This is a genomic window from Chryseobacterium oranimense, assembly GCF_900129755.1.
GTDB lineage: Bacteria > Bacteroidota > Bacteroidia > Flavobacteriales > Weeksellaceae > Chryseobacterium > Chryseobacterium oranimense.
The window spans coordinates 223,053-235,599 of the sequence record NZ_FQWT01000007.1 but is presented as its reverse complement, the minus strand read 5'-3'; the positions used below and the strand labels follow the sequence as shown (position 1 = coordinate 235,599).

The window sequence follows — 12,547 nt, the reverse complement described above, 5'->3', positions numbered from 1 at the left end:
TCCGACAATATCACCGGATTTCAGGTTCAAACCGCCAGCTCCGGAAGTGTCTGACTTTACCCTCAAAGAAGATACCTGGAAGTATAGGTTTTCTTTATTAGCCTGAACTTTAATTGTGGAACCAAGAAGTTTCTTTGTCGATATAATATAGACTTCCCCGGGAATAATATCCTGGGTAAGGTAAGATCTGGGTGACAGTAAATAGTCTTTTTTATTAATACTAATCTTCTGTTCTTTATCAGAAGAAGCAAAAACATATAATTTACCCTCCTGGTCCTTCAATTTTTCTTTTGGGGTATAATAAAGGGCAATTTTATAATTAGCAGGATTAAAAGGCTGAGGGGTACCCTCTATATTTTCAAAAGGTTTAAATGAGAATGTATTGGCTCCTATTTCTTTTGCTTTTTTATATATGAGAGAAAAAACAGCTGCATCATCTTTTGAGAATCCCTGAACTTCAATTTCCCCCAGATATTCGGCATCGGTTATGGTTTCTGCTTTTTTATAGAGAAACTTATCTGTATTGTCATTTGTTTTCTCAACTTTTGAAAGATATACATTCTGAGCATTACAGAGATGAATGCAGAATATGGAGATGGCAACCGCCAGGTTTTTGATCATATTATTGTTGTGTTAATATTTTGACAGATTCTTCGAGACTGTTTTCCCAATGCTTAAGCTCTATTTTATATACTTCTTCTATTTTATCCAAAGACATTGTGCTTCTGGCCGGTCTTTTTGCAGGAGTAGGATACTGATCCGTCGTCAAGGGATTTAATTTGACCGAAGAGTTTGAAAATTCAGCAATTTTCTTGGCAAATTCAAACCAGGTAGTTTCGGGGTAATTTGAAAAGTGAAAAATACCGAAAGTTTTGTCCGGGGCTTCAATAATATTCATGATCGCTTCTGCAAGATCGTTGGCATTGGTAGGCTGCCCAAACTGGTCGGCAACAATTCCAAGCTCGTCTTTTTGAGAAAACAGGCTCAGCATTGTTTTAACGAAGTTTTTATTAAACTCTGAATACAACCATGAAGTTCTTAAAATGATAGTTCGCGGATTAATTTCCAGAGCAAGTTCTTCTCCTTTTCTCTTTGATTCGCCATATACTCCAGCCGGATTGGTAAAGTCATCTTCTGAATAGGAAAGGTTGGTATCTCCATCAAACACATAATCGGTGGAAACATGAATCAGGATACATTTGTAATCTGCACAGGCCTGAGCGAGGTGTGCAACTCCGTAAGCGTTTACAGCAAATGCTTTGTCCTTTTCTTTTTCGGCTAAGTCAACAGCTGTGTAAGCGGATGCGTTGATACAGTAGTCCGGTTTGTTATCATAAAAGAAATCATTAACCTGATCTTCATCTGTGATATCGAGAGTTTGAGAATCTGTAAATATAAATTCATAGGTATTTTCAAAATCGGGTGCAATTTTTCTGATACAGTTACCCAACTGTCCGTTGCTTCCTATTACTGCTATTTTCTTCATGTGTGATTCTTTAATTTTTATTATGAATTTTTTGCGTTCTGAGATCTAAGGAACTTCACTCTGGACTGGAAGTCTTTCTGCTCAAGATCTACATAGAATTTATGAAATGTTTCTTTTATATCTTCGGGATGAATTTCGGATTTTCTTGTTTTAAGGTTGAAATAAATCACTGTAACCCATAAAACTGCATGTACGGTTTTCTCATCGAGGCTTTTCATAAGTATTTCTACTTTAGCCGTCCTGTCCTGAATTTCTATTGTTTTGCTGCTGATCACCACCTGGGTATTGTATCTTACTTCTCTTAAGTAAGCAATTTCATTTTGAATGGCAATCCATGTGCATCCGGTTTTCTTGGTATATTCTTCGTATGTGAATCCATAAAATGTTTCTACATGATCTTCTCTGGCATTGAACATATAGTCCAGGTATTTTACATTATTCAAATGTCCTATCGGATCACAATCGCTGAACCTTACTTTTACGGTTGTTGATACTTCTTTTTCCATAGGGCAAAAATAAAAAAACCGCCTCTAAAAGAGACGGTTAATTTATAAAACTTTGCTAATTTATTAGTTGATCCCTAATTCTTTCTTAACAGCAGCTGTAGCGTCTGCACCTCCTTTGTATACAAGTGCTCCTGCGTTTGCATCCAAGATGAAGTCGTAACCGTTAGCTTTAGCTACTTTTTCAATAGCGTCATTCAGCTTTTTCTCGATAGGTCCGAAAGCTACATCCTGCTTAGCCTGAAGATCTTTCTGAGCTTTTTCCTGCATTTGCTGGATTTCTTCCCCTAATTTTTTCATTTCTGCTTCTCTAGCAGTGTTTTCTTCAGCTGTTTTCTTAGGAGCTTCAGTTTGATACTGTTGGAATTTAGCCTGAGCAGCATCTGTTTTTTTCTTAATTTCAGCTTGCTTTGCATCCAGGAAAGTTTTTATATCCGTATCTGCTTTTTTCTTTTCAGGCATTGCATTAAGAACTCCCATTAAATCTACAGAAGCTAATTTTTGAGCTTTCGCCATACTTACCGATACAACCATTATTACCGCGGCAAATAATACACTTAATTTTTTCATAATTGGTAAAATAAATAATTTAATTTGTTTTTAGATTTCAATTTTAAGCAAAAGTTAATTTATATATTACTTTTTACTTTTGCTGTTTGTCTTTTCTTTTTTATCAGATGGAGCAGATCCTTTTAATAAGATCGTCAATACTTTTTCTGTATAATCATATCTTGGCAGAAGGAAAAGCACATTGTTATCGGATTTATCAAGAACCGTGCCCAATCCATTTTTCTCAGCCATTGTTTTAACAGCCGTCCAGATCTGATCCTGGAACGGTACAACCAGATTTGTTCTTAGTTTTGTAATCTCACCATTGGCTCCAAAACGTAAGCTTGTAGTGGTCTTGATGTTTTTCTCAAGGTCCATCACTTCTTTTTCTCTAAGCTTTAGCTGGTCTCCTATCAACAATACTTTCTCACTTTCAAATGCCGATTTTTTTCTTTCGTATTCTGACTGCAGGTTTTGAAGTTCTGACTGCCAGGTATCGATCTGAGCATTTAATCTTGCTTCTGCTTCTTTGTATTGAGGCAATTTGTCTAAGATATAGCCTGTATCTACTATTCCAATTTTCTGTGCGTTTGAAAATCCAAAAAACAGGAACAATACAAATGTGAAAATGATTTTAGGGTTCTTCATATGTGTGATTATAATGATTGGTTCATCAGGAAGTGTGTTTTCCATCCAGAAGGCTCTGTTCCGGAAACTGTCTTATCGAATCCGTAAGCAAAGTCAAATCCGATCAAACCAAAGGCTCCCATATAAACTCTTACACCAATCCCTACAGATCTTTTCAGCTGGAATGGGTTGTATGTACTCCACGAGTTCCATACGTTCCCTCCTTCTGCAAAGGTAAGTGCATAAATTTTAGCGGTCTGGTTCATTGAGATCGGGTATCTTAATTCCAGTGTAAATCTGTTATAGATTGTACCTCCTCCTCTTTGGGTAATGTCATCTATTTCTCCTCCATATGTTGAAGCATTTTCATAACCTCTCAACGGAATCAATTCACGTCCGTCATATCTACCTCCGAACAAACCTGTACCTCCTACATAGAATCTTTCGAATGGCGGAGCTCCAAGTTTTTTGTTATATCCGTCCATGAATCCCATTTCAGCGGAAGATCTCAACACCAGTTTCCCGATAACCTCGTTGTACACATCGGCTTTGAACTTGATTTTGTAGAATTCCATCCACTTATACTTGTCAACCGGTGACATTGTAGAATAATCTTTGTTGCTGAACAATGAATATGGTGCGGTTAATTTCGCGGAAAGTTCAATATTTGAACCCATCGTCGGGAAGATTGGGTCGATACCTGCTGAGTTTCTGCTTAAACCTAAGTTAAGACTCAAGTTGTTTGCATCTCCATAGTATTCTGTAGTATCTCCGAACTGGAATGGATAGTTACTGAATTTATAATTCTGGAACTGGATTCCTGTATATAACGAGAAGTAGTCATCCGGCCAATTCAGTAATCTGTTCAGACCTGCTGATGCGGAGAAGATATTAAGCTTCTGATCATTTCCACTGCTATCGTTATATTTTACTCGTGAGGTATTTAAACTAACAGAAAGGGAAGTTTGTCTTGTTCCGAATAACCATGGTTCAGTAAATGAAATCCCATAGTTCTGGAAATATTGTCCGGCCTGTGCCTGGATTGATAAAGTCTGGCCGTCACCCTGAGGCACCGGTTTAAAGTCTTTAAATTTAAGGAAGTTCTTTAAAGAGAAGTTATTGAACGTAAGTCCTAATGTCCCGATAAAGCTATTACCACCGTAACCTGCCTGTAACTGTACCTGAGAAGATCCTTTCTCAACAAGGCTCCAGTTTACATCTACGGTATTGTCCTGAGGATCAGGGTTAATGTCATATTTAATTTGCTGCGGGTCAAAGAAAGACATCCCGGCAAGATCGAAATAGGTTCTTTTGATTTCTGTTTTCTTGAAAAGCTCTCCCGGTTTTGTTCTCAGGGCTCTAAGCACGACGTGGTCATGGGTGGTTGTATTCCCCTGCCATGTTACCTTGTCCCAGGTAGCCTGTTCTCCTTCATTAACTCTGATTTCCAGGTTCACAGCATCTCCTGATACGGATTTTTCCACAGGAGTTACATTAGAGAAAAGGTACCCATTATTCATGTACACAGATTTGATATCTGAGTCATCTTCTTTACCTCCGTCTTCTCCAACTTTTTTATTAAACCCTACAGCATCGTAAATATCTCCTTTCTTGTATCCTAATAATCTCTGTAAATATTCTGTAGAGTAAACAGTATTTCCGGTGAATGTAACATCTCCGATATAATACTTTTTACCTTCATTAAGTTTTACATTGATCTCGTAGTTATTTCTTTTGTTTCTCCATACGGAATCTGAAACAATCTTAGCGTCTCTATACCCCAGTGAGTTGTAATAGCTGATAAGACTCTGTTTGTCTTCCTGATATTTTTCTTCAATGAATTTCGAAGATTTCAGGATTCCGCCGATACCAAATCTCTTTTGTTTGGTTTCTTTGAAGGCTTTTTTTCTAAGCTTTGCATCTGTAACGCTTTGGTTGCCTTCAAATTCGATATGGTCAATTTTTACTCTTTTGCCTTTCTCTACATTGATGGTCCAGTCTACCAAAGACGGATCGTTGGCATTCACTTTATCCTGAATGGTGATTCTGGCATCAGCATACCCTTTTTTCACATAATCCTTAGGAACTTTTGTCTTAAGGCTGGAAATAAGGTTTTGGGTAATCTTTGTCCCGGGCTTGAGATTGTTATCTTTTGTCAGCTTTTCGTTTTTAGACTTACCGATCCCCTTACCTGTGAATTTTACTTCTCCAAGTTCTTTAAGGTCTTCCAGGTAGAATCTTAAAACTACAGTCTGTCCTTCAATACTCTGAACATATACTTCAACTTCTGAAAACGACTGGGTATCCCAAAGTTTTTTCACAGCGTTGCTGATTTTTTGTCCCGGAATATCTACAGCCTCTCCTTTAGTTAAGCCTGTAAATCTTAAGATCTGTGCCGGCGTATATTTTTTTACCCCATCTACAACAATGTCTTTAAGAGTGTAAGTTCCTGCTTCATTTTCTGCATGTACAGCATTATTTACTTTAGTGCTGTCCTGAGGAGTTACTTGTCCATAAAAATGTGCCGAAGCAGCAAACATTATGATGGGTAATAGTCTAAACTTCATTTTATCGAGTCTTTCTTTTCTTTAAATTTATTGGGCATTTATCTGGTCGCCAGTTAAACCGTATCTTCTCTCTTTATTCTGGTAATCTACAATACACTGGAAGAAGATATCTTTTGTAAAATCCGGCCAAAGGACATCTAAAAACTGTAATTCCGCGTAAGCAATCTGCCAAAGAAGGAAGTTGCTTATTCTTATTTCGCCGCTGGTTCTGATCAGCAGGTCTACAGGCGGGAAGTCTTTTGTATAAAGGTAATTTTCGAATAATTTTTCATCAATATTCTCAATATCAACTTTTCCTTCTTTCACATCGGAACTGATGCTTTTCACAGCGTTCAGTATTTCGTTCTGTGAGCCATAGCTTATTGCCAGTACTAAATTGCCTTTTGTGTTTTCTTTTGTAAGTTCTACTACACGTTCAAGCTGTTCTCTCACAAGGGGAGGCAGCTTTTCTAAATTCCCTATAACATGCATTCTGAGTCCTTTGCTAAAAATCTCTTCAGCTTCAAGCAAAAGGGTTTCCACCAGCAGGTTCATGAGTGTATTAACTTCATTTGCAGGGCGGTTCCAGTTTTCTGAAGAAAATGTATACAGTGTCAGGTAAGGGATATTTATCTCATTACATGCATTAATGGCATTTCTTACTGCATCAATGGCATTCCTGTGACCGAAAGTTCTTTCTTCGCCACGTGTTTTTGCCCATCTTCCATTGCCGTCCATAATAATGGCGACGTGTTTCGGTAAATTCTGAGAATTTATTTTATCTTTAATCAACGACATATTAATTAATCACAATAACACGGAGGTCTTCCGAATGAATAGGTCAATCCTAAACTAAAAGTATTCATCCAGTCCTTAGACCTCTCGTCCCCTATATTTCTTTTGTTAAGCAGCTCCTGCTCTCTTTCTTTAGAGACTGCATAATAATTCCCTGACTGCAGCAGCGAGCCACCGGTAGCAGGATCTAAGATATCTCCATTATAGCTAGAAGTCAGATCTTTTGAAAGCAGTCGGCTGTGGTCCAGCTGATCTGTCAGTGTATATCTGAATGTAGCTTCTGCAAATATAGCCCAATTATGATTGAACTTGTATTTTAAACCTACCCCAAAAGGGATATGCATGGTTACTTTTTTTCCTAATGTATATACAGGAGTACTTGTAAAGTCAAGTTCATTAAGCGGAGCCTGTGCCACACCGTCTGCATCTCTTCTAAAATCATGTACAAGATCAGCTTTAGGGGCATCAAACATCAAAGCACCTATACCACCAAAGATATAAGGGCTCACCATGCTTACCTGTTCATTGTTTACAGGGAAAAGATTGTATTCAAACATCAAACTTGCTTCGTATACATTGTTTTTTCCGTATGAGTTTCTATTTACTCTATATTCTTCTTTTGCAGCTTTATCACTAAACTGAATCTGGTTATATCCTAAATCCAATCTAACGGTCTGGTGCGGGTTAAAATTAAATCTATATAATAAACCTCCATAAAACGGGAACCCCCAGTCTGACATTCTGTCTAAATCCAACGGCTTTTGTAAAATATAATTGGTCCTTCCGATGTCCCCAACTAGGTTACTCATACCCAAACGAACTCCCAATTCGTTTCTTTGTGCTTTAACACTTACCATTCCCAGGAAGGCAATAAAGCTAAACAATAATTTTTTATTCATAAAAGAATATGGATTTATGGTTATTTTAAAATTTAATTTTTGCAAATATAAAACATTTTTATATTAAAGATATCCTTAATGTTTAGTTAAAAATAAACAAAAAAACATAATTTGTTATAAAGTAAACGGCAAAGTGCCAAAAATATTTCTTTATATACTATTTATACAATATAAGTAACTCACAACATAAAAAAAACCCTCATTGGTGAGGGCTTTATTTAATTTTCCTGAAAATTATCCTGATCTTAAAAAATCAAACCAGTGAAATTTGAACAGTATTTGGTTTCAATATAAATAAAAACTGTTAATCACTGTTTTCAAGAATAATTGTATTAGATGCAAATTCCGCTACCTAAGCTGCCGCAATCCGGGCCAGAGCAAGTAACACAAATTTGTCCTGAAGGGCATCCTGCATTACTAAAACAGTGCGTTGTAAGTGGCTGCAACTGCTTCCCTCCATTAATCATTTTTAAATCGTTTTTTGACAGTTTTTTTAGATTTTTCATGTTATTTTATTTAATTCTTTTGCAATATATAAAAAAATAACATATATCACCAAATGTTGAAGATAGTATTTAATAAGAATATACTATTTCCTGTTAAATATTGCCCGTACTTTATTGCGTATTCTGATCAGGAGCGGTTCTTTATAGTTTTTGTCTTCATCAAAATATCCGTAGCCATATCCGTATCCATAACCGTAACCATAGCCATATCCCTGCTTTTTATTGTAATCATTATAGATAAGCCCTAAATGATCAACCTCATGGTTGTGGTATTTCTCAGTTATCATCTTCAGCATATATTTTTCTGTGTATTCATGACGAACGACATAGATATTAGCATCGGAATACTTCATCAGTTCATAGGAGTCCGCAACCAAACCTACCGGAGGCGAGTCGATGATAATGAAATCATATTTTTCCTTCAACTCTTCAAGGAACTTGATATTTCTGCCGCTCATTAAAAGCTCTGAAGGGTTTGGCGGAATTGGTCCGGAAGTAGCTACATCAAGGCCAGGAATCCTGGTTTTATTAATAATCTGATCTATTTCTACTTCTCCGGTCAGATAATTGGAGATCCCGTATTTATTATCAATTTTAAAATCCCCGAAGATCTTAGGTTTTCTAAGGTCCATCCCCAGAAGGATTGTTTTTTTATCACTCAAACCGATTACTGAGGCCAGGTTAATGGAAATATACGTTTTTCCTTCACCACCAACGGAGGAAGTTATCAAAATTATTTTTCCTTTACCGTCTTCCCTGCTGTTCTCCATCAGGAATCTCATATTAGCTCTAATTCCTCTGAATGCTTCTGACACTGATGATTTAGGCTGCTCCAAAACGGTAAGCATATTCTCGTTGGTATTGTTTCCGATGACCCCAAGAAGCGGAATCTTTGTTGCACTCAGGAGTTCTTTGATGTTTCGGATTTTGTTATCCAATGCTTCACCAATCAGGATGAACAATAATGGAAACAGTAGCAGACCAAACATAATTGCCGATTTTATTGCTTTTACGTTAGGACCAATCGGAGCCTGACCCAAATTCTTGGCAGGGTCTATTACTGTAATATCGGATTGGTTGGTAGCTACTTTCAGCTGTGCTTCATTCTGTCTTCCCAAAAGGCTGTTATAGGTAGCTTCAATCATGCTATACCCCCTTTCTGCATCAAGGTATTTTCTTTCTTTTTCAGGATATGAGGTAAGATCGGCATTGGCTTCGGCTACCTGACGGTCTATTTTATTGATTTCGTCATAATATTTTGTATAATAATTTCCCAAAGCGCCCGATGAACCCATTTTAGCCTCATTAATAAGCCTGTCTATCTCTTTCATAGGCTCAGAGTTTGGCTTGTAGATGGTTGCCATTTCTCTTCTTTTTATATATAAGGCTTTAAGTTCTGTAACAGAAGCAGTAAAGAAGCCATCTTCAAAGCCGGCCGCATTCGTGCTGATCATTTTATCAAAATTCTGCGCCTGAAGGGTATTTTTAATATTATTCAGGGAACTGATTTTGCTTAAGATATCAGCTTTCTTTGCCTCAAGTTCTTTTATTTTGTCTAAAGATTTTTCGTCTCTGTCTTTGATATTATACAGTTTTTCTGAAGTTTTGAGATAGTTCAGAACTGCTGCACTTGAATCCAGTTTTTTACGGATACCGTCTATGTTGGTTTGCAGATAAAGGTCTGTATTCTTATTGACAATGTTTTTATCCGCCAGTCTTTTTTTCTGAAGTTCGGCTACTGATTTATTCAGGAAGTTCACCGTACTGTTAAGATTGAACCCTTTTTTGGAGATGATCATAATGGTTGCAATCTCTTTATCAAATTCTACTCCTATGGTAGAAACAATATCATTAACACTCTGATTAACAGTGTTAAGATTTACAACAATATTATTAACCTTTATATTAGGAGTCGTGGTATTCTTGATCAGTCTGAAACGCAGATTGGGAGAATTATACCATTCGTTGATTCTTATAACCTTATTGGCAGGTCTGCTATATCCGCTAATAGACTGAAATCCTTCTGATTCATAACTGTACAAACTGGTAGACTGCCCTTCTTCCGGAAGAATCACTTCATAAGAATCTCCACCTTTTGGAATAAGGGTAATAGGATAATTAACCTGCTGAAGGTGTTTTTTATCAATCTGAAGAAAAACCGGTGAATCGGTTTTATCAATATAGGTTGATTTGATAAGACCTTTGGTAGAATAATTAACAAAAAGATCCAGTTCTTTTACCAGAAACTCGTTATGAGATCTGGATAACAGCATTTTTTTAAGATAAACTCCATCCTGGTTTCCGCTCTGTCCCCAGATAAAGTTGATAGACTGGTTGGGCGTAAAATAACTGGATGTATTATTGGAGATACTCAGAGAGAGATCCGATGCATAAATGTTCTGTGCATAATACTTACTGTATACCCATGAAATAATATAGCCGATAAACAGCATGAATACAAACCAGTACCAGTTTCTGAGTATTCTTCTCAGGAAATGTTCGATATCAAATAATGCAAACGATCCATACTTTTCCTTCTGGGGTTCGTTTTTCCCTATGGTGGTGTCTTTGTCTGGAATCATGGTTAAAGGTTTTTAAGAAGCAGATAAATTGATAATGCTGTAGTAATCACCGATACCCCAGTTGTTAAAGTCTGTATAGGATCTTTTCCAAATCCGTTTAAGCTTTTTCCTCTGGTATTCAAATAGATTTCGTCACCGTTCTGTACATAATAGTACGGGGAATTCATAATATCTTCGCGGGTAAGGTCTAGCTTTGCTACTTTTATTCCTTCCGGCAATTTTCTGTGGATAACAATATTGGTACGGTCAACAGTTCTGTTTAAACCACCGTTAATAGCTAATGCCTCTGTAATAGTCAATGTATTTTTGTGAGCTACTTTTTCTCCGGAAAGACCTGTTGTTTCTACGTCTCCAAGAATGTAGTAGGTAATTCCGTCTGTATTCAGTCTTACTTCTGCTTTTCCTTCCTGGAAGTTTTCGTTTACTTTTTCCTGAAGCTCCTGGGTAATATCTTCCAGTGTTCTTCCTTCCGCTTTAATATATCCTATACCAAATACGTTGATATCTCCTTTAGAGTCTACTTTCAGACCGTTAAAATAGAAATTCATGTTCCCTCCCATTGCAGAACCTCCAGTATTACCTCCTGCCATAGCGGGATTAGCAGCACCTCCTCCTCCAGATCCTCCGGAGGTATTAAAAGATGAATAAAACTGGGCCGCGTCTCCCTTAGGTGTAGTTACAATATTAAGATTAAGAATATCATTCTTGGTAATTCTGTAGGTGGGAATATTGTAGGGAATAAGTCCTTCTTCATTGATTACAAGGCTTTCGCTAGGCTGTAAATACCTTACATCTTTTTTGGTGATGCAGGAAGTCATAAAAAAGGGCAGTAATAAAAATAAATATTTCAAATTCTTCATCATATTTGGGATGTTATTTGCAAAAGTAAAAATTAAATTCTTATTTTCTTATTATTTCGTAAATGATAAATAAGATCCGGTAAATAGGCTCCAAAAAAACCTAAGAAAATAATTATCATTAAAAGGAGATTGATATTGATATGTCTTAAATAATAAGCCACAATAACAATCATCAGGTAATACACAATAATATAAAAGGTAGACCTTCTGTGGGTAAGGTTTAGTTTCAGCAGCTTGTGATGGATATGGTTTTTATCTGCGTCAAAAGGTGATTTTTTATTGCACAGCCTGATAATGATTACATTTAATGTGTCCACAATCGGTAAAATAAGAATAGCAACCGCTATTACCGGTGCAGACTGAAGGTGATATCTTGGAACGTTGGGAAGCTCTTTGTCTATAAAAATATCAATAAAACAGATGCAGGTAAATGCCAGAAGAAATCCCAGAAGCATAGATCCCGTATCTCCCATAAATATTTTGTTCGTCCTGTAGTTGGATAGGTTATAGTATAAAAATGCAAGAACAGTTCCTATGATAATAACGGAAAGAACCACAAGCGGATAATTATATTCTCCCAGGCGGTAATAGCTTATCCCGAAAAGACCGCTGCAGATCACTGAGTATCCTCCTGCCAGTCCGTCTATTCCATCAATCAGATTGAATGCATTGATCAGAATAATAAAAGTGATGATGCTAAATAAAACACTTATGAAGTAGCCCATTTCATAAATCCCGAATATCCCAAATAAGCTTCTGATCCTGATATCGGAACCTATTACCACCAGTGAAGATACGATGATCTGTGCCACCAGTTTTTTATAAGCTCTCATTACAACAATATCATCCATTACTCCGATGTAAAGAAGAATAATTAACGAAGCAAATAAAAATTTGTACAAATCAAAAAGCTCATAGGCAAAGATGGATGCACAGATTCCTATTGAATAAAAGATGGCAATCCCTCCGAGATTAGGGATTTTTCTGAGGTGAGAACTCCTTATACCAGGTTCATCCATAAGATTTTTTCTTCTGGATATTTTAATGATGGTAGGGATGGAGAAAAAAGTAATTAAAAAAGAGAATAGAAAGCCTAATCCTATTTTCACGTAAAAAATAGAAATTCCTGATTCGCTTAAGAACAATTCAAAATTCTTCATTTTTTTTTATTAAGCACATCATCAACATTCCTAA

General features: G+C 36.6%; 12 protein-coding genes. All 12 read right to left on the bottom strand.

Annotation, left to right across the window (positions count from 1 at the left end; genetic code table 11):
• Window positions 1–621, bottom strand: a 621-nt coding sequence (locus BUB03_RS19020) for a hypothetical protein (RefSeq protein ID WP_083539014.1), incomplete at its 3' end; no start/stop codon positions are given.
• Window position 622: 1 nt separating this feature from the next.
• Window positions 623–1,486 (bottom strand): dTDP-4-dehydrorhamnose reductase, encoded by an 864-nt coding sequence (gene rfbD / locus BUB03_RS19015; protein WP_073066126.1) that lies wholly within the window; start codon window positions 1,484–1,486, stop codon window positions 623–625.
• A 20-nt stretch (window positions 1,487–1,506) separates the two neighbouring features.
• Complete coding sequence (locus BUB03_RS19010; protein ID WP_048500841.1) at window positions 1,507–1,992, bottom strand: acyl-CoA thioesterase; 486 nt, start codon at window positions 1,990–1,992, stop codon at window positions 1,507–1,509.
• 63 nt (window positions 1,993–2,055) lie between these two features.
• On the bottom strand, window positions 2,056–2,559 hold the full coding sequence (locus tag BUB03_RS19005) for an OmpH/Skp family outer membrane protein (protein WP_040999455.1): 504 nt from the start codon (window positions 2,557–2,559) through the stop codon (window positions 2,056–2,058).
• Between the two features lie 66 nt (window positions 2,560–2,625).
• Window positions 2,626–3,186, bottom strand: a complete 561-nt coding sequence (locus BUB03_RS19000) for an OmpH/Skp family outer membrane protein (RefSeq protein ID WP_040999484.1) — start codon at window positions 3,184–3,186, stop codon at window positions 2,626–2,628.
• An 8-nt stretch (window positions 3,187–3,194) separates the two neighbouring features.
• The gene (bamA, locus tag BUB03_RS18995; RefSeq protein WP_040999453.1) at window positions 3,195–5,732 is read right to left on the bottom strand and encodes an outer membrane protein assembly factor BamA; all 2,538 of its coding nucleotides are present in this window, start codon (window positions 5,730–5,732) and stop codon (window positions 3,195–3,197) included.
• 27 nt (window positions 5,733–5,759) lie between these two features.
• Window positions 5,760–6,509, bottom strand: a complete 750-nt coding sequence (locus BUB03_RS18990; RefSeq protein ID WP_040999451.1) for an isoprenyl transferase — start codon at window positions 6,507–6,509, stop codon at window positions 5,760–5,762.
• A 5-nt stretch (window positions 6,510–6,514) separates the two neighbouring features.
• Entirely contained in the window at window positions 6,515–7,405 is an 891-nt protein-coding gene (gene porG / locus BUB03_RS18985; protein ID WP_040999449.1) for a type IX secretion system protein PorG, read from the bottom strand.
• 332 nt (window positions 7,406–7,737) lie between these two features.
• Window positions 7,738–7,911 (bottom strand): bacteriocin-like protein, encoded by a 174-nt coding sequence (locus BUB03_RS22295; protein WP_407712616.1) that lies wholly within the window; start codon window positions 7,909–7,911, stop codon window positions 7,738–7,740.
• A gap of 83 nt (window positions 7,912–7,994) precedes the next feature.
• Window positions 7,995–10,493, bottom strand: a complete 2,499-nt coding sequence (locus BUB03_RS18980; protein WP_073066123.1) for a polysaccharide biosynthesis tyrosine autokinase — start codon at window positions 10,491–10,493, stop codon at window positions 7,995–7,997.
• A 2-nt stretch (window positions 10,494–10,495) separates the two neighbouring features.
• Window positions 10,496–11,356 (bottom strand): polysaccharide biosynthesis/export family protein, encoded by an 861-nt coding sequence (locus tag BUB03_RS18975; protein WP_040999444.1) that lies wholly within the window; start codon window positions 11,354–11,356, stop codon window positions 10,496–10,498.
• A 29-nt stretch (window positions 11,357–11,385) separates the two neighbouring features.
• A complete protein-coding gene (locus tag BUB03_RS18970; RefSeq protein ID WP_040999442.1) occupies window positions 11,386–12,513 on the bottom strand; it encodes a glycosyltransferase family 4 protein in 1,128 nt (375 codons plus the stop codon).
• Between the last annotated feature and the right edge of the window lie 34 nt (window positions 12,514–12,547).